Source organism: Streptomyces sp. NPDC101776 (assembly GCF_044766845.1).
Lineage (GTDB): Bacteria > Actinomycetota > Actinomycetes > Streptomycetales > Streptomycetaceae > Streptomyces.
Genome location: NZ_JBIWMV010000002.1, coordinates 616,018 through 633,323 on the forward strand (window position 1 = coordinate 616,018; position 17,306 = coordinate 633,323).

17 protein-coding genes are annotated in these 17,306 nt (G+C 68.4%); 10 read left to right on the forward strand and 7 right to left on the reverse strand.

All coding sequences use genetic code 11. From position 1 onward, the window contains the following. Window positions 1-19 precede the first annotated feature (19 nt). On the reverse strand, window positions 20-487 hold the full coding sequence (locus tag ACIRRY_RS08535; protein WP_403969302.1) for a GNAT family N-acetyltransferase: 468 nt from the start codon (window positions 485-487) through the stop codon (window positions 20-22). Window positions 488-584: 97 nt separating this feature from the next. Here ACIRRY_RS08535 and ACIRRY_RS08540 point away from each other — a divergent pair, with 97 nt between their 5' ends. Beyond that, complete coding sequence (locus tag ACIRRY_RS08540) at window positions 585-1,046, forward strand: MerR family transcriptional regulator (protein ID WP_200690160.1); 462 nt, start codon at window positions 585-587, stop codon at window positions 1,044-1,046. Then, a complete protein-coding gene (locus tag ACIRRY_RS08545) occupies window positions 1,043-2,059 on the forward strand; it encodes an aldo/keto reductase (RefSeq protein WP_403969305.1) in 1,017 nt (338 codons plus the stop codon). Before ACIRRY_RS08540 ends, ACIRRY_RS08545 begins: the two co-directional genes overlap by 4 nt. 82 nt (window positions 2,060-2,141) lie before the next feature. Here the strand turns inward: ACIRRY_RS08545 and ACIRRY_RS08550 are convergent, their stop codons facing one another. The 3 genes from ACIRRY_RS08550 to ACIRRY_RS08560 all read right to left on the reverse strand — a co-directional run bounded on the left by ACIRRY_RS08550 (window position 2,142) and on the right by ACIRRY_RS08560 (window position 4,999). Next, window positions 2,142-2,990: a DUF4429 domain-containing protein gene (locus tag ACIRRY_RS08550; protein WP_403969307.1), complete on the reverse strand. Its 849-nt coding sequence runs from the start codon at window positions 2,988-2,990 to the stop codon at window positions 2,142-2,144. A 57-nt stretch (window positions 2,991-3,047) separates the two neighbouring features. Beyond that, window positions 3,048-4,280, reverse strand: a complete 1,233-nt coding sequence (locus ACIRRY_RS08555; protein WP_403969310.1) for an alpha/beta hydrolase — start codon at window positions 4,278-4,280, stop codon at window positions 3,048-3,050. Between the two features lie 83 nt (window positions 4,281-4,363). Further along, a complete protein-coding gene (locus ACIRRY_RS08560) occupies window positions 4,364-4,999 on the reverse strand; it encodes a TetR family transcriptional regulator (protein WP_403969313.1) in 636 nt (211 codons plus the stop codon). 83 nt (window positions 5,000-5,082) lie between these two features. Here ACIRRY_RS08560 and ACIRRY_RS08565 point away from each other — a divergent pair, with 83 nt between their 5' ends. Both ACIRRY_RS08565 and ACIRRY_RS08570 read left to right on the forward strand, forming a co-directional pair. After that, window positions 5,083-6,702, forward strand: coding sequence for an MFS transporter (locus ACIRRY_RS08565; RefSeq protein WP_403969315.1), 1,620 nt, complete (start codon window positions 5,083-5,085; stop codon window positions 6,700-6,702). Between the two features lie 265 nt (window positions 6,703-6,967). Next, a complete protein-coding gene (locus ACIRRY_RS08570) occupies window positions 6,968-7,246 on the forward strand; it encodes a small hydrophobic protein (protein WP_403969318.1) in 279 nt (92 codons plus the stop codon). A gap of 327 nt (window positions 7,247-7,573) precedes the next feature. Here ACIRRY_RS08570 and ACIRRY_RS08575 read toward each other — a convergent pair whose 3' ends face one another. Both ACIRRY_RS08575 and aceE read right to left on the reverse strand, forming a co-directional pair. Then, the gene (locus tag ACIRRY_RS08575; RefSeq protein WP_403969320.1) at window positions 7,574-8,440 is read right to left on the reverse strand and encodes a potassium channel family protein; all 867 of its coding nucleotides are present in this window, start codon (window positions 8,438-8,440) and stop codon (window positions 7,574-7,576) included. Window positions 8,441-8,549: 109 nt separating this feature from the next. Then, window positions 8,550-11,297: a pyruvate dehydrogenase (acetyl-transferring), homodimeric type gene (gene aceE, locus ACIRRY_RS08580; protein ID WP_403969323.1), complete on the reverse strand. Its 2,748-nt coding sequence runs from the start codon at window positions 11,295-11,297 to the stop codon at window positions 8,550-8,552. 369 nt (window positions 11,298-11,666) lie between these two features. Between aceE and ACIRRY_RS08585 the strand changes: the two genes are divergently transcribed. From ACIRRY_RS08585 to ACIRRY_RS08610, 6 genes are all read left to right on the forward strand, one after another. Continuing rightward, the gene (locus ACIRRY_RS08585; RefSeq protein WP_019060358.1) at window positions 11,667-12,104 is read left to right on the forward strand and encodes a DUF3052 domain-containing protein; all 438 of its coding nucleotides are present in this window, start codon (window positions 11,667-11,669) and stop codon (window positions 12,102-12,104) included. A gap of 138 nt (window positions 12,105-12,242) precedes the next feature. Then, window positions 12,243-12,701 carry a peroxiredoxin gene (locus ACIRRY_RS08590; protein WP_200689780.1) on the forward strand — a complete coding sequence of 153 codons (459 nt, stop codon included), beginning with the start codon at window positions 12,243-12,245 and terminating at the stop codon, window positions 12,699-12,701. A 113-nt stretch (window positions 12,702-12,814) separates the two neighbouring features. Continuing rightward, the gene (locus ACIRRY_RS08595) at window positions 12,815-13,390 is read left to right on the forward strand and encodes a TerD family protein (protein ID WP_403969327.1); all 576 of its coding nucleotides are present in this window, start codon (window positions 12,815-12,817) and stop codon (window positions 13,388-13,390) included. 290 nt (window positions 13,391-13,680) lie between these two features. Then, on the forward strand, window positions 13,681-14,259 hold the full coding sequence (locus ACIRRY_RS08600) for a TerD family protein (RefSeq protein ID WP_403969330.1): 579 nt from the start codon (window positions 13,681-13,683) through the stop codon (window positions 14,257-14,259). Between the two features lie 154 nt (window positions 14,260-14,413). Next, complete coding sequence (locus tag ACIRRY_RS08605) at window positions 14,414-15,559, forward strand: DUF475 domain-containing protein (RefSeq protein ID WP_403969333.1); 1,146 nt, start codon at window positions 14,414-14,416, stop codon at window positions 15,557-15,559. 109 nt (window positions 15,560-15,668) lie between these two features. Further along, entirely contained in the window at window positions 15,669-16,403 is a 735-nt protein-coding gene (locus ACIRRY_RS08610) for a Tellurium resistance (RefSeq protein WP_200689781.1), read from the forward strand. Window positions 16,404-16,494: 91 nt separating this feature from the next. Here ACIRRY_RS08610 and ACIRRY_RS08615 read toward each other — a convergent pair whose 3' ends face one another. Then, the gene (locus ACIRRY_RS08615; protein WP_403969336.1) at window positions 16,495-17,262 is read right to left on the reverse strand and encodes a TerD family protein; all 768 of its coding nucleotides are present in this window, start codon (window positions 17,260-17,262) and stop codon (window positions 16,495-16,497) included. Window positions 17,263-17,306 lie beyond the last annotated feature (44 nt).

Sequence of the window (17,306 nt, forward strand, 5' to 3'; positions counted from 1 at the left end):
GCCGTCGAGCCTAGGTGGTTCAGAGCGTGAGCCCCATCATGGGGTCCGGCTTGCGGGTGAAGCCGAGGGAGGCGTAGAGCGGCTCGGCGTCGGGGGAGGCGGTGAGGAGGACCTGGCCGGCGCCGCGCTCGCGGAACCACTGGAGGAGTTCGTCCATGCACGCGCGGGCGTACCCGCGCCGTCGCGCGTCCGGGTCGGTGGCCACGCTGAAGACGAAACCGGACCTCCCGTGCGGGTTCCCCGCCTTCCCGATCCGGTAGTCGACCGTCCCGACCACCAGCGCCGCCAGCGCCCCCGGCCGCTCCGGATGCTCGACGACGAAGGCCCCGAAGTCCTCGTCCGAGGCGAGCCGGTCCCGTAGCGTCGGCAGGGACTGCGCCTGCCAATCCGTGCCGGGGTCCGAATCGGGCAACGCGTCGATCATCACCTGGCGCAGTCGCAGCAGTTCGGCGGCATCGCCGGGGGTGGCCCGTCGTACGAGACTCATGATCCGTACGCTATCCACCGCGCCCCCGGCGCGTCCCGCGGATTTCTTACCGGTTCCGCTTGCTTGGAGTGCACTCCAAGGCCATAGCGTGGTGGCCATGACGGTGATGGAGACCACGGGTACCAGGACCGACAGCTGCGCGGGCCCGCCGCAGGGCGAGCGGCGTCCGGACGGCGCGGACAGCTACACGATCAGCGAGGTCGTCGCCTTCACCGGCCTGACGGCACACACCCTGCGCTGGTACGAGCGCATCGGGCTGATGCCGCACATCGACCGCTCGCACACCGGCCAGCGCCGCTACAGCAACCGCGACCTCGACTGGCTCGACCTCGTCGGCAAGCTCCGCCTGACCGGCATGCCGGTCGCCGACATGGTCCGCTACGCCGAACTGGTCCGCGAGGGCGACCACACCTACGGCGACCGCTTCGACCTGCTGGAGGCGACCCGCCGGGACGTCCTGGCCAGGATCGCCGAACTGCACGACACCCTCGCCGTACTCGACCGGAAGATCGCCTTCTACGGCGACGCCCACGCCTTCGAGAAGGAGAAAGCCGGATGACCGACACCGCGATCCCGACCGCACGACTCGGCGCGGCCGGCCCCGAGGTCGGCGTCCAGGGCCTCGGCTGCATGGGCATGAGCTTCGCCTACGGCCCCGCCGACGCGAAGCAGTCGCAGGCCGCGCTGGACCGCGCGCTGGAACTGGGCGTGACCCTGTACGACACGGCTGACGCGTACGGCATGGGGGAGAACGAGCGGTTCCTGTCCCCGTTCTTCAAGGCGCACCGGGACCAGGTCGTCGTCGCCACCAAGTTCGCCCTGTCGATCCCGCCGGGCGAGCCCACCCGCCGGGTCATCCGCAACGACCGCCCGTACATCCGCCAGGCCGTCGAGGCCAGCCTCCAGCGGCTCGACCTCGACGTGATCGACCTCTACTACATGCACCGCCGCGACCCGGACATCCCCATCGAGGACACCGTCGGCGCGATGGCGGAACTGGTCCGCGAGGGCAAGGTCAAGCACCTCGGGCTGAGCGAGATCACGGGCGCGGAGCTGCGGGCCGCGCACGGCGTGCACCCGATCGCCGCCGTGCAGTCGGAGTGGTCGCTGTTCAGCCGTGACGTCGAGATCAGCCTGGTGGGCGCCGCCGCCGAGCTGGGCGTGGCGGTCGTACCGTACTCACCGCTCGGCCGCGGCTTCCTCACCGGTTCCTTCTCGAACGCCGAACAGGACCTGACGGAGAGCGACTTCCGCCGAACCCAGCCCCGCTTCACCGGCGAGAACGCGACAGCCAACGGCGCCCTCCTGGAGCCGGTGCGGACGGTCGCCGAGGCGCACGGAGCCTCCCTGGGCCAGATCGCCCTCGCGTGGGTCCAACAGCGGGCCCAGGTCCACGGCCTCCCGGTCATTCCCATCCCGGGCACGACGAAGCCCGGCCGGGTGGAGGAGAACACGGCGGCCACCGGGATCGTCCTGACGGACACCGAGCTGACCTTGCTGGAACCGATCGCCGGAAAGGTGGCGGGCGACCGCTACGCGGACATGACGTTCGCCTCTTCCAGCAGGGAGTAGGGCAGCGCGCCCCAAAGGGGCGCGGGGAACTGCGCGACCGGCCACGACGGACCCGCAGCCAAAAAACCACGGACCGTCCCCACTACAACTCCGCCAACAACTCGGCCTTCTTCACCGAGAACTCCTCGTCCGTCACCAGCCCCGCCTGATGCAACTCCGCCAGATGCCGAATCCGCTCGGCGATGTCCCCGGGGTCACGCCGAGCGGCCGGCACCACAGCAGCGGGCCGCGCAGACCGAACCGCCGCAAGCACAGCCGCCGCGAACGGCAGGGACTCGTGCACAGGCCCGTACCCCAACCCGAACACCACAGCCGCCGGATCCTGATCGACGGGCACCGGCGGCGCGGCCCCCCGCAACAGCCGTAGATGCCCCTCGAAAACCTCGGGAGAGCGCCACTCGACCCCGTTGAGGCCGGCGATCGCGAAGCTCTGGTCGCCGGCCTTCCACTTCGCGGACGACGCGCCCGTCCAGAACCAGCGGAACGACACCGTCTTGCCGTCGAAGGACGCCTTCCCGTCGTACGCCTTGAACCGCAACGGCACCTCGGGCGCGGCCACCAGAAACCGCTCGGCGGGTTCGGCGTCCCGTTTCAGCTGCCCACGCAGCTCGTCGGCGTAGTACTCGGCGAGGGTCTCGCGCTCGGCCGGCAGGACGAGGCGGTAGGGATCGCAGCTCTCCTTGAGCTGGCCCGCGGCCGCCTCCATCAGCGGGTCGGCGCCGGGCCGGGGCTCCGCGCGGAGTACGACCGTGCCGCGCCGACCGGGAGCGAGCGTGACCGCCTGGATCGCCTCGAAGGGGATCCGGCGTTCACCGAGCGCCTGGAATAGCTTGGGTGTTCGAATGCTGCGTTCGTAGCGAATGAGGACGGAGTCGGACTCGAACTCCCAGGCGGCATGAAATCCGGCCAGTACGTCACCCATGCGGCTCATCGTAGGCGGCACAGCTCCTCCGTCCCATCCCCGCGCAGACCGCACTTCCTGCTGTTTCTACGCGCGTCCGGCCGCCGAGGCGCCGGACAAACCCTCTCGGCAGGTGTCACCCTCGTGCGCGCACGTCACCGAGCGGTACGCGCCAACCCCGATGTCGGCGAAGTTGGCGAGGCTGTCGGTGCCGTTCGCGAAGTACCCGGTGTGGCCCTCGGCGTCCTTGGCGGCCAGTACCCGCGCGCCGAACGCGTTCGACACCGGGTCCTCGCCGTGGCCGAGGCCGCCGAGCTCCATGTACGGCACGTCCTGGATCCAGTCGTCGGCGTCCCGCATCGCCCACACCCGGGCGAGCGTGTGCAGGTGGGAGGCCTTCGAGGTGCGCATGCCCGGGCTGCCGGCCACCGCTATGTCGGTCACCCGCGAGGGCAGCGCGTGCGCGGCGACCCCGCACACCACCGAGCCGTAGCTGTGGCAGAACAGGGCGACCTGCGAGGTCCCGGGCAGCGCCCGCACCAGTGCGTTCAGCCGTACGGCGCCTGCCTCGGCGCGGCCCGCGGTGGCCGAGTCGATGCCGAGGCCGCCGGGGGAGGTGTAGTCGGCCCAGGCGATGACCGCCGTACGCGTACCGGTCGTGTCCGTCGCGGACTTCGCCGTGTTCTCCGCCGCGTACAGGTTCTGGGCCATGCCGACCGGTGCCGAGTACCCCTTGTTGGTCTTCTGGAAGGTCAGCAGGTCGGTGTCCACGCCGGGGACGATGATCGACACGCGCTGCGCGGTGTCCAGGTCGCCGAAGACCTCGGCGATCCGGCCCGAACCCTCGGGGTCGAAGGACAGGATGTGCCGGTTCTCCGTCATCAGCGCCTCGAAGCGGTGCATGAGGCGGCCCGCCTCCTGCTGTCCCAGCGGCGTCAGCCGGTTGTCGTGCATCCGCTTCTTCTCGACCTTGCGCTCCTGGTCGAGGGCGACGCGGTTGGCGCGGTAGCGCAGCGAGACCGGGGCGCCGTTCATGTTGCCGACCGCGAGCGGGTAGCGGTGCGCGAGGCGCGTGCGCTGCTGTGCGGTGAGCGAGGCGAAGAAGCGGGCCAGCCGGGTCGGGGACGCGTCCGGGTCGGGCAGCTCACGCCCGTTTATGTGGCCGTGCTCCCATGCGGAGAGGGAGGCCTGGAGCGCCGTTTTCCCCGGGTGGCTGCGGACCGCGGTCCAGCCGGTGGTCGCCAGCATCACGAACACCACGGCCAGCGCGGCCAGTGCGCGCCAGGCGTTCAGCGTCGGGGAGGAGTCGAAGGAAGTCACTGGGAGGACACACTAGGAGAACGAGAGGGTCTCGCGTTAACCGAGTGACGGGGATCACGTTTCAGCGGGACGTGACGAGAAACTCAGTACGAGCGGGTCGTGCGCCAGTTCCCCGCGAGCGCCGGTCCCACCCCGTCGAGGTAGTCGGCGGTCAGCTCCCGCATCGCCTCGATGCTGAGGTCGTCCCCCGCGATCCACATCCGCTCCACCACCCGCATCACCCCGCCGAACACGGCCACGACCAGCCGCGGCCGGGGGTCCGTGTCCACGGCGAGGCCCTCGCGCCGGGCCACGATCTGCGCCAGCTCCTCCTCCAGTTCCTGCGAGCGCCGCAGATGCGCGGCGAGCAGCGCGGGCGTCGACTCGATCACCCGGTACGTGCGCATGTGCAGATCCAGCGGTACGACCTGCTGGATCGCCTCGTTGATGGTGTCCCAGCTCTCCAGCACGGCCCGGCGCAGCGCCTCCAGCGGGGCCTCGTGCGGCGGGCGGGCGCGGACGGCCTCGACGAAGTGCGTCTCGGTGAGCCGGGGCACGAAGAACGCGGCCTCCTCCTTGCTCGCGAAGTAGCGGAAGAAGGTGCGCTGCGAGACGTCGACGGCATCGGCGATCTCGTCGACGGTGGTCCGCTCGTAGCCCTTGGTGGTGAACAGCTCCAGGGCGGCGTGCAGCAGCGCGTCCCGCGTGCGGGCCTTCTTGCGCTCGCGCAACGTCTCCATGCCGTTCTCCTCGCAATTGTTGACAGCCGCCGACATCTGACCCTGTTTGTCAACTGTCAGCGGCTGACATTAGCCTCGCACGTATGACTAGTCAGACCACCATCAGCGCGACGGGGCCGGGGGACAAGGCAGCAGCCGCCCCGTCCGACCCGACGCCCTCCGCGGGGCTGCGCGGCCACCCGTGGTTCACCCTCATAACCGTCGCCGTCGGCGTCATGATGGTGGCCCTCGACGGCACCATCGTCGCCATCGCCAACCCGGCCATCCAGAAGGACCTCGGCGCCAGCTTCGCCGACGTCCAGTGGATCACCAACGGGTACTTCCTCGCCCTCGCGGTCTCCCTCATCACCGCCGGCAAGCTCGGTGACCGCTTCGGCCACCGCCAGACCTTCCTGATCGGCGTGAGCGGCTTCGCCCTCGCGTCCGGTGCGATCGGCCTCTCGCACAGCATCGCGTTCGTGGTCACCTTCCGCGTGCTCCAGGGGCTGTTCGGCGCGCTGCTGATGCCGGCCGCGCTCGGCCTGCTGCGGGCCACCTTCCCGGCCGAGAAGCTCAACATGGCCATCGGCCTGTGGGGCATGGTCATCGGCGCGTCCACCGCGGGCGGCCCGATCCTCGGCGGTGTGCTCGTCGAGCACGTCAACTGGCAGTCGGTGTTCTTCATCAACGTGCCGGTCGGCGCCATCGCGCTGGTCCTCGGCCTGCTGATCCTGCGCGACCACCGCGCCGAGAACGCGCCGCGCTCCTTCGACGTGCTCGGCATCGCGCTGCTCTCCGGCGCGATGTTCTGCCTCGTCTGGGCCCTCATCAAGGCGCCGACCTGGGGCTGGGGCTCCGCCACGACCTGGACGTTCCTCGCCGTGTCCGTGCTGGGCTTCGCCCTGTTCGCCTTCTGGGAGCAGCGGGTGAAGGAACCCCTCATCCCGCTGGGCCTGTTCCGCTCGGTCCCGCTGTCCGCGGGTGTGGTCCTGATGGTCCTGATGGCGATCGCCTTCATGGGCGGCCTGTTCTTCGTCACCTTCTACTTGCAGAACGTGCACGGTATGAGCCCCATCGACGCCGGTCTCCACCTCCTCCCACTGACCGGGATGATGATCGTCGGCTCCCCGCTCGCCGGCGCGGCGATCACCAAGCTCGGCCCGCGCATCCCGCTGGCCGGCGGCATGGCGGCCACCGCGATCGCCATGTACGGCATGTCCACCCTCACCTCGGACACCGGCAGCGCCATCATGTCGATCTGGTTCGCCCTGCTCGGCTTCGGCCTCGCCCCGGTGATGGTCGGCGCCACGGAGGTCATCGTGGGCAACGCGCCCATGGAGCTGTCCGGTGTCGCCGGTGGTCTCCAGCAGGCCGCGATGCAGATCGGCGGCAGTCTCGGTACGGCCGTCCTCGGTGCCGTCATGGCCTCGCGCGTCGACAGCGACCTGGCCGGCAACTGGGCCGACGCGGGCCTGCCCAAGCTCACCCGGCCCCAACTGGACGCGACTGCCGAAGCGGTCCAGGTCGGAGTCGCCCCGATCGCCCCCGGCACCCCGGAGACGGTCGCCGCGAAGATCACGCAGGTCGCCCACGACACGTTCATCTCCGGCATGAGCCTGGCCTGCCTGGTCGCCGCGGGCGTAGCGGTGGTCGCGGTGTTCGTCGCGCTGCTGACCAAGCGCGGCGAGAACGCGGAGGCGGGCGCGGGGGCGGCGCACATCTAGACGGCCCACATCCGGACGGCGCGCATCCAACCCTCTCCCGGGCCGAGTTCGCCTATCAGGGTGACTGCGCTAAAGATTCCTGGCGCTCGGTACGCGCCGCAGGTCACAGTAAGTCAAGTCCTCCGCAGGGCAGGGGGGACGGGTTGGTCTGCGGCGCGCTGCCGGAGGGGGGCAGCGCGCAAGCAGGCTTTTTTTGTGCGTACGGGGGTATCCGCTCACCGTAGGAGAACAGGCCGAACTGGCATGGATGCCCAGGGAGTTGTGGATGACAGGCTTCGGCAACGGAACGCGCAGGACCCCCCGCTCACCTGGCCGCATGGGACCAGGGACCGGGCCGGACCGCGCGACCCTGGGCATCATCGGCCTGGTCTGCGCGATCGCGGGCTTCTTCACCCTGGGGATCCTCCTCGGCCCGATCGCGATGATCTGCGGCTGGCTGGCAATGGGCCGAAAGTGGACGGGCTCCCGCCGGGCGATGGCACTGGTGGCCCTCATCCTGGGCACGATCGACACGGTGGCGGCGATTCTGTGGACGTTCTTCTGAGCGGGGGCGCGCGGCTGCGACGGGGCGGGCGGGTGTTCTTGTGAGCCGGGGTTGAGCGGGCGCTCTGTTGATACGCGGTCGAGTGGACGTGCTTTTGCCGATGAGCTTGGGGCGAGCTGACGTTCTTCTGGGCTGGGGCTGAGCGGCGGTTGTCTCGAACTGGGGCTGAGCGGACGTGCTCTTGGGCTGGGGCTGAGCGGAGGTTCTCTCGAACTGGGGCTGAGCGGACGCGCTCTCGGGCCGCGGCTGAGCGCGTGTTCTTCTGAACGGCGGTCGAGTCGACGCTCTTCTGGACTACGGCTGGGCGAACCTCCTTGTGAGCCGCGGCTAGCGGGACAACTCGTCCTCGACCGGCTGCGGGACACCTGCCGTCGGCGCCCCGGAGAAGGCTGCCTCCGGGGTTCCGGACAAGGCCGCCATCCCCGCCTCCGAAAGCGCCGCCACCCCTGCCCCGGACGAGGTTGACCCCGGCACCCCCGCCAACGCCGCCACCTCCGCCCGCAACCCCCGTACCTCCTCCGTCAGCGCCTCGATCGCCTCCGTCTGGCGCCGTTCCTCCACGTCGTCCTTCTCGAAGCGGGCGATGAACCACGTGGCGATGTTCGCGGTGACGACACCGAGCAGGGCGATCCCGGACAGCATCAGGCCGACGGCGATCATCCGGCCCAGCCCGGTGGTCGGCGCGTGGTCCCCGTACCCCACCGTCGTCATCGTGGTGAACGACCACCACACGGCGTCACCCAGCGTCCGGATGTTCCCGTGGGGCGAGTCCCGTTCCACGGACAGCACCGCGAGCGAACCGAACATCAGCAGCCCGATCACCGCGCCGGCGACATACGTCGTCAACTGGATCTGCGAGGCCATCCGCGCCCGGCGTCCGACGAGTATCAGGGTCGACACCATGCGCAACAGCCGTAGCGGCTGCAGTATCGGCAGCACCACCGCGCACAGATCCATCCAGTGGGTCCGCACGAACCGCCGCCGGTCCCGGGACATCGCGAGCCGCATCAGATAGTCGGCGGCGAACGCCCCCCACACCACCCACTCGACCACCGTGCACACCGTCGTCAGCCGATGCCCGGCGGTCGAGTCCACGATCGGCAGGGCATAGGCCACGGCAAACGCAACGGCGAGCGCCAACAGGGGCCGCTGAGTCCGCAGCTCCCAACGCGCTTGCGCCGACAGTTCGTTCATGCCCGCATCGTAGGGCGGCGGACACCTCCTAAAGGCGCCCCGAAGGGGCTCGCCTTCAGGGGCGCGGGGAACTGCGCGACCAGCCCCCACACCCCCGCAGACAAAAAAACTACGCATCTCCTCCAGCCGCACCCGGATCAGCCGAGGCAACATCCAGCAACTGATACCGATCGATCGCCTGCTTCAACACGGACCGATCGACCTTCCCCTCCCGGGCCAATTCCGTCAGCACCCCCACCACGATCGACTGCGCGTCAATGTGGAAGAACCGCCGAGCAGCCCCCCGGGTATCCGCGAACCCGAACCCGTCAGCCCCCAGAGACTGATACGTCCCCGGAACCCACCGGGCGATCTGGTCGGGAACCGACCGCATCCAGTCGGAAACAGCCACGAACGGCCCCTCCGCCCCGCTCAACTTCCGCGTGACATAAGGAACCCGCTGCTCCTCCTCGGGATGCAGCAGGTTGTGCCGCTCCACCTCGACCGCCTCGCGCCGCAGCTCGTTCCAGGACGTCGCCGACCAGACATCGGCCCGCACGTTCCAGTCCTCGGCGAGAATCCGCTGCGCCTCGATCGCCCACGGCACCGAGACCCCCGACGCAAGGATCTGCGCCGGAACCGTGCCCGACGCGCCCTGACTGACACGGTGGACGCCCTTGAGGATGCCCTCCACATCGACGTCCGCCGGCTCGGCCGGGTGCTGGATCGGCTCGTTGTAGACGGTGAGGTAGTAGAAGACGTCCTCGCCGTGCGGGTGTTCGGCGTCCGAGCCGTACATCCGCCGCAGCCCGTCCTGCACGATGTACGCGATCTCGTACGAGTACGCCGGGTCGTAGGCGACACAACCCGGGTTGGTGGAGGCCAGCAACTGCGAGTGGCCGTCCGCGTGTTGGAGACCCTCACCGGTCAGAGTCGTACGTCCCGCGGTCGCGCCCAGCACGAAACCGCGCGCCAACTGGTCCGCCATCTGCCAGAACTGGTCACCGGTGCGCTGGAAACCGAACATCGAGTAGAAGACGTAGACCGGGATGAGCGGCTCGCCGTGTGTCGCGTACGCCGAACCCGCCGCGATCAGCGAAGCGGTGCAGCCCGCCTCCGAGATGCCGTCGTGCAGCATCTGCCCGGTCGGCGACTCCTTGTACGCGAGCAGCAGTTCACGGTCCACCGACTCGTACTGCTGACCCAGCGGGTTGTAGATCTTCGCGCTCGGGAAGAACGAGTCCATGCCGAACGTCCGGTACTCGTCCGGCGCGATCAGCACGAAACGCCGGCCGATCTCCTTGTCCCGCATGAGGTCCTTGAGCAGCCGTACGAACGCCATGGTCGTGGCGATCGATTGCTGGCCGGAACCCTTCTTCACACTCGCGTACGTCTTGTCCTCGGGCAGCGTCAGCGGCTTCGAGCGGACGACCCGCGTCGGGACGTAGCCGCCCAGCCCGTTGCGCCGGTCGTGCATGTACTGGATCTCCTCCGAGTTCCGGCCCGGGTGGTAGTACGGCGGCGCGCCGGACTCCAGCTCCTGGTCGGTGATCGGGAGGTGCAGCCGGTCGCGGAAGCCCTTGAGGTCGGCGACCGTCAGCTTCTTCATCTGGTGCGTGGCGTTGCGGCCCTCGAAGTTGGGGCCCAGCGTCCAGCCCTTGACCGTCTGGGCGAGGACGACGGTCGGCTGGCCCTTGTGCTCCTTGGCCGCCGCGAAGGCCGCGTACACCTTCTGGTGGTCGTGCCCGCCGCGCCCCAGGTGCAGGATCTGGTCGTCGGTCATGTTCTCGACCATCGCGCGCAGCCGGTGGTCGTGCCCGAAGAAGTGCTCGCGGATGTACGCGCCGGTCTCCGTGGCGTACGTCTGGAACTGGCCGTCCGGCGTGGTGTTGAGCTGGTTCACCAGCACACCGTCCCGGTCCTGGGCCAGCAGCGGGTCCCAGGTGCGGTCCCAGACCAGCTTGATGACGTTCCAGCCGGCGCCCCGGAACTGCGACTCCAGCTCCTGGATGATCTTGCCGTTGCCGCGCACCGGGCCGTCGAGCCGCTGGAGGTTGCAGTTGACGACGAAGGTCAGGTTGTCCAGGCCCTCGCGCGCCGCGATCGACAGCTGGCCCAGCGACTCCGGCTCGTCCATCTCGCCGTCGCCGAGGAACGCCCACACGTGTGACTTCGAGGTGTCCGCGATCCCGCGCGCCGCCATGTAGCGGTTCATCCGCGCCTGGAAGATCGCGCCGAGCGGGCCCAGGCCCATCGACACGGTCGGGAACTCCCAGAAGTCCGGCATCGACCGCGGGTGCGGATACGAGGACAGCCCGAACGGCGCCTTCGACTTCTCCTGGCGGAACGCGTCGAGCTGCTGCTCGCTGAGCCGGTCCAGGAGGAACGCGCGGGCGTAGATGCCCGGCGAGGCGTGCCCCTGGAAGAAGATCTGGTCGCCGCCGTCGCCCTGGTCCTTGCCCCGGAAGAAGTGGTTGAAGCCCACGTCGTAGAGCGAGGCGGAGGAGGCGAAGGTGGCGATGTGGCCGCCGACCCCGATACCGGGACGCTGGGCCCTGGAGACCATCACCGCGGCGTTCCAGCGGGTGGCGTTGAGGACCTTGCGCTCGATCTCCTCGTTGCCGGGGAAGAACGGCTCGTCCTTGGTGGCGATGGTGTTGACGTAGTCCGTGCTGCGCATCTCGGGCACGGCCACGCGCTTCTCGCGGGCCCGCTCGATCAGCCGGAGCATCAGGTAGCGGGCGCGCTCACGGCCGCGCTGGTCCACGGCGGCGTCGAGCGAGTCGAGCCACTCCTGGGTCTCTTCGGGATCGAAGTCAGGAACCTGACTCGGAAGGCCGCCAATGATGATCGGATTGCGATCGGATCCGGAAGCCACGCTGTTCCTTACGTGTCAGAGGGGAAAACGTGTCATAGGGGGGAGCTGCACCGTTCCCCATGGTCTACCGCGGGACGGCAATCGTCATCTCTACCGTGAGGTAACCGTGACTCGTTTAGCAAAGCCATTCGAGTCGCGTACCCTCGGAGGGTTCTCAAACGTGCAAACCGGGCAGAACGCTGTGGTGTACGTCACCGGTGGCCGCGATAGCGTGCCTGGAGTTGCGGCGACACGGCCAGGATCGTCACCGTTTCGGCGTTCCGAATCGCCGGGTACTTGCGCGATCCGGCCCGTCCGTGTGGACTACGGCCAACGCTTCGCGTACGCGCGTGGCTGGACATTCATCAAGACATGATCAGGAGGCAACCCGTGAGCGCGACCGCGGACCACGCGGAGGAGCGGACGAACCCTGCCGTCAGGCTGGGGTTCCAGCCCGAGCAGGTGGTCCAGGAGATCGGCTACGACGACGACGTAGACCAGGAACTCCGCGAGGCCATTGAAGAAGTCATCGGCAGCGACCTGGTGGACGAGGACTACGACGACGTCGCCGATGCCGTGGTGCTGTGGTTCCGCGACGAGGACGGCGACCTGACCGACGTGCTGGTGGACGCCATCTCGTACGTCGAGGAGGGCGGCTCCATCCTGCTGCTGACGCCGAAGACGGGCCGTGACGGCTACGTCGAGCCGAGCGACATCTCGGAAGCAGCCACGACCGCGGGTCTCTCCGCGGCCAAGAGCGTCAGCGTGGGCAAGGACTGGAGTGGCAGCCGGCTGGTGACGCCCAAGGCGGCCAAGTCCAAGAGGTAAGCCACGGAGGTACCTCGATCGTCGAACCCCGGACGGGCTGGCCACGCCAGCCCGTCCGTCCGCGTGCCGTGATCGCTGCGTAGGGTGGACGCAGGGTGGTCTCACCCGAACAGCCCCACCGAAGGGATGCAGGACGAGATGGCGATCCAGGTCGGCGACAAGGCCCCCGATTTCGAGCTCAAGGACAACCACGGCGCCACCGTGAAGCTCTCCGACTTCCGCGGCGAGAAGAACGTGGTGCTGCTCTTCTACCCCTTCGCCTTCACCGGCGTCTGCACCGGCGAGCTGTGCTCCCTGCGCGACAACCTGCCGCAGTTCACCGACCGCGACACCCAGCTCCTCGCGGTCTCGAACGACTCCATCCACACCCTGCGCGTCTTCGCCGAGCAGGAGAGCCTGGAGTACCCGCTGCTCTCCGACTTCTGGCCGCACGGCAACACTTCGCGCGCGTACGGCGTCTTCGACGAGGACAAGGGCTGCGCCCTGCGCGGGACCTTCGTCATCGACAAGGAGGGCGTCGTGCGCTGGACGATCGTCAACGGTCTGCCGGACGCGCGTGACCTGGGCGAGTACGTGAAGGCCCTCGACACCCTGTGATTGTTAGGTTCCAGGGCCTGCGAGGGTCGGGAACCCGTCACTAGGATCGAGACGTTGATCCGATACCGACGCACTACGGGGCATCCCCGCCCCTGGACACCAATGGAGGACTCGTGGGAGTCAGCCTCAGCAAGGGCGGCAACGTTTCACTGACCAAGGAGGCCCCGGGCCTGACCGCGGTCATCGTCGGTCTGGGGTGGGACGTCCGCACCACCACCGGCACCGACTTCGACCTCGACGCCAGCGCACTGCTGCTGAACAGCGCGGGCAAGGTCGCCAGTGACGCGAACTTCGTCTTCTTCAACAACCTCAAGAGCCCCGACGGCTCCGTCGAGCACACCGGTGACAACACCACCGGTGAGGGCGAGGGCGACGACGAGGCGATCAAGGTGAACCTGGCGACGGTCCCGGCCGACGTCGACAAGATCACCTTCCCGGTCTCGATCTACGACGCCGAGAACCGCCAGCAGTCCTTCGGCCAGGTCCGCAACGCGTTCATCCGCGTGGTGAACCAGGCCGGCGGCGCCGAGATCGCCCGCTACGACCTCTCCGAGGACGCCTCGACCGAGACCGCGATGGTCTTCGGCGAGCTGTACCGCAACGGCGCGGAGTGGAAGTTCCGCGCCATCGGCCAGGGCTACGCCTCGGGCCTGCGCGGCATCGCCCAGGACTTCGGCGTCAACGTCTGACGTCCCCAGGCCCTGTCGTCACATTCCCGTCTGCCGGGCGACGCCATGCACGCACTCTCGCCGCACCGGGCGCGGACCCAAGTACATCCAGTACGAGGCTCCACGCCCGGCACGCCGAGAGCACGCACCTGACACCGCCCGGCCCGCCCTCCGGGCGGACGACGGGAATGCGACGACAGGACCTGGGCTTCACCGCCCGGCGCCGCACGGTCCGCGTGCGGCGCCGGGGGTCTCCCCTCCGGGGGAGTGCACGACAACCACACAGCATCGCCTCGGGGAGGACCAGCACTATGGGCGTCACGCTCGCCAAGGGGGGCAATGTCTCCCTTTCCAAGGCCGCACCGAACCTCACGAACGTCCTGATCGGTCTCGGCTGGGACGCGCGCTCCACCACCGGAGCCGACTTCGACCTCGACGCCAGCGCACTGCTGCTCAACAGCGGCGGGCGGGTGCTCGGGGACGAGTGGTTCGTCTTCTACAACCAGCTCACGAGCCCGGAAGGCTCGGTCGAGCACACCGGCGACAACCTCACGGGTGAGGGCGAGGGCGACGACGAGTCGATCCTGGTCGACCTCCTGAAGGTGCCGGCCAACTGCGACAAGATCACCTTCCCGGTCTCCATCCACGACGCCGACAACCGCGGCCAGACCTTCGGCCAGGTGAGCAACGCCTTCATCCGCGTCGTCAACCAGGCCGACGGCCAGGAGCTGGCCCGCTACGACCTCTCCGAGGACGCCTCCACCGAAACGGCGATGATCTTCGGTGAGCTCTACCGCTATCAGGGCGAGTGGAAGTTCAGGGCGGTCGGTCAGGGGTACGCGTCCGGACTGCGGGGCATCGCGATGGATTTCGGGGTCAACGTCTCGTAAAGGCGTCGGTCCCGACCGGCTGTCCCGGTCGGCGGAGTCTCCCTCTAGACTCAGTGCTCGACGTCAAATTTTAGGTAAAGCCGAGTGCGGCGCGGGGGGAGACCTTCCCCCAGACTCCGTCTGGGGGGACCCCCAACACACGATTGGGTAGCCAGTGCTTCTGAAAACCTTCGGCTGGTCGTTCGCGGTCACCGCGCTCGGCCTTGTCGCAGCGGCGTTCTACGGGGGGTGGGAAGCCTTCGGCATCGTGGCGATCCTGGCCGTCCTGGAGATCTCGCTGTCCTTCGACAACGCGGTGGTCAACGCCGGGATCCTGAAGAAGATGTCCGCCTTCTGGCAGAAGATCTTCCTCACGGTCGGTGTCCTGATCGCCGTCTTCGGCATGCGGCTGGTGTTCCCCGTCGTCATCGTCGCGGTCACCGCCAAGATCGGCCCGATCGACGCGGTCGACCTCGCGCTCAACAACAAGGACCACTACCAGCAGTTGGTCACCGACGCCCACCCGGCGATCGCGGCCTTCGGCGGCATGTTCCTGCTGATGATCTTCCTCGACTTCATCTTCGAGGACCGGGACATCCAGTGGCTGCGCTGGATCGAGCGCCCGCTCGCCAAGCTCGGCAAGGTCGACATGCTGTCGGTCTGCATCGCCCTGATCATCCTGCTGATCACCTCCTTCACCTTCGCGGCCCACGCCCACCAGCACGGCGGCGCGCACACGGACAAGGCGCAGACGGTCCTGATCGCCGGTATCTCCGGCCTGATCACGTACATGATCGTCGGCGGACTCTCCGGCTACTTCGAGGACAAACTCGAGGAAGAGGAGGAGCGGGAGCACGAGGAGGAGGAAGAGGCCGCGCGCACCGGCAAGCAGCGCTCGGCGGTGGTCCTGGCCGGCCAGGCCGCCTTCTTCATGTTCCTGTACCTGGAAGTCCTGGACGCCTCGTTCTCCTTCGACGGCGTGATCGGCGCGTTCGCCATCACCAACGACATCGTCCTGATGGCGCTGGGCCTGGGCATCGGCGCGATGTACGTCCGCTCCCTGACGGTGTACCTGGTCCGCCAGGGCACCCTGGACGACTACGTCTACCTGGAGCACGGCGCCCACTACGCGATCGGCGCCCTGGCCGTGATCCTCATGGTCACCATCCAGTACCAGATCAACGAGGTCATCACCGGCCTGGTCGGCGTCATCCTGATCGGCTGGTCCTTCTGGTCCTCGGTCCGCAGGAACAAGGCCCTCGCGGAAGCCGAGGGAAAAGCGGGCTCGGACGAGAAGACTGAGGTCTCGTCCGGGGTGTGACAAGCTCCCTGGTAAGGGAACGCTCTGTTCGGGGCGGCCGTCGAGGACAAGTCCTCTGTCCGGCCGCCCCGACAGCTTTGTCGTGAGTCATGTGGACGTGGGGGCGGGAATGGGCTTCTTCGACGGAATCTGGCGGCGCGAGGCCGACTTCGACTCGGGCAGCGCGGCCAGCAACGCGATAGAACTGACCAAACGGCACCACCAGGTCTCGCTCACCAAACAGGGCGCGGCCACCGGCAACCTCCGCGTCAACCTGACCTGGCGGATGCGGACCTCCGACATCGGCGGCCTCCAGCGCGACAGCCTGCTGCGCCACCCCTTCAAGGCCCTCAAGCCGCCGGAGGTCATGGGCCACAGCCAGAGCATGGTCAACGTCGACCTCGACCTGGGCTGCCTCTACGAACTCATGGACGGCACCAAGGGCGTGGTCCAGCCCCTCGGCGGCCTCCTCGGCGACGTCAACGCACCCCCGTACGTGAAACTCAGCGGCGACGACCGCTTCGGCTCCGCGTCCGGCGAGACGATGTACGTCAACCTCGACCACCGCGACCAGATCAAGCGCCTCCTGGTCTTCGTCTACATCTACGACCAGACCCCGGCCTTCGACCGCACCCACGCGATCGTCACCCTCTACCCCAGCAACGGCCCCCGCATCGAGATAGGCCTCGACGAACGCCACCCCCAGGCCCGCTCCTGCGCGGTAGTGATGATCGAGAACGTCAAGGGCGAACTAGTGGTCCGCCGAGAGGTCAAGTTCGTCTACGGCTTCCAGGCCGAGCTGGACCGCCTGTACGGCTGGGGCTTGCAGTGGGGACGGGGCTACAAGACGAAGGTCGAGCGCTAGGACACCCTTGGGGGACGCGCCCCAAAGGGGCGCGGGGAACGGCGCGACAAGCCCCCACCGACCCGCACCGAACGAACTCCGGCACCCACCCTCAGATGAACTGCGGTCCCTGTGGCGGCATGCGAAAGTCAGGATCCGGCGCAATCGCCGAAGGCACCGGTTGCGGATACCCGTACGTCCCCGCGGGCGAGGTCTGCGGATACCCATACGCCGGCTGAGTCACAGGCTCCTGCGGATACCCGTACCCCGACTGCACAGGAACCGCAGCAACCGCCGGAGGCAACGGCTGGGAAGCCTCGGGAACCACGATCTCCTCGGACTCGTCCACCGTGATCCCGAAGTCCACGGCCAGCCCCCGCAACCCGTTCGCGTACCCCTCACCCAGCGCCCGGAACTTCCACCCCTCACCCCGCCGGTACAGCTCCCCGCAGATCAGCGCGGTCTCCTCACCGGTCTCCGGCTTGATGTCGAAATACAGCAGCGGATCGCCCTCGGCGACGGCCGCGTCGTACAGCAGGATGCGCAGCCCCTTTACGCGGTCGAACGTGTTGTCCTCCGCCGAAGCGACCACCAGAATCCGGCTGACTTCGGGCTCGACACCGGCCAGATCTGTCTGGATCGTGTCGGTGGGGCCCTCCGCGACACGCTTCTTGCCGAGCCACCAGACCTTCCCGGAGGGGTGCCGGGGCTGGTTGTAGAAGACGAAGTCCTCGTCGGAACGCACCTGACCGGCGGGGCCGAGGAGCAGCGCCGAGGCATCCACGTCCGGGACCCCCTGCCCGGGCGTCCAGCGCAGCACGGCGCGTACCGTGGTGGCTTCCAGCGGGACGTTCGATCCCTTCAGCATCGCGTGCGTCATGCGGTCATCCTGCCCTCTCGGTCCTGGTCACGACAACGTGGGGG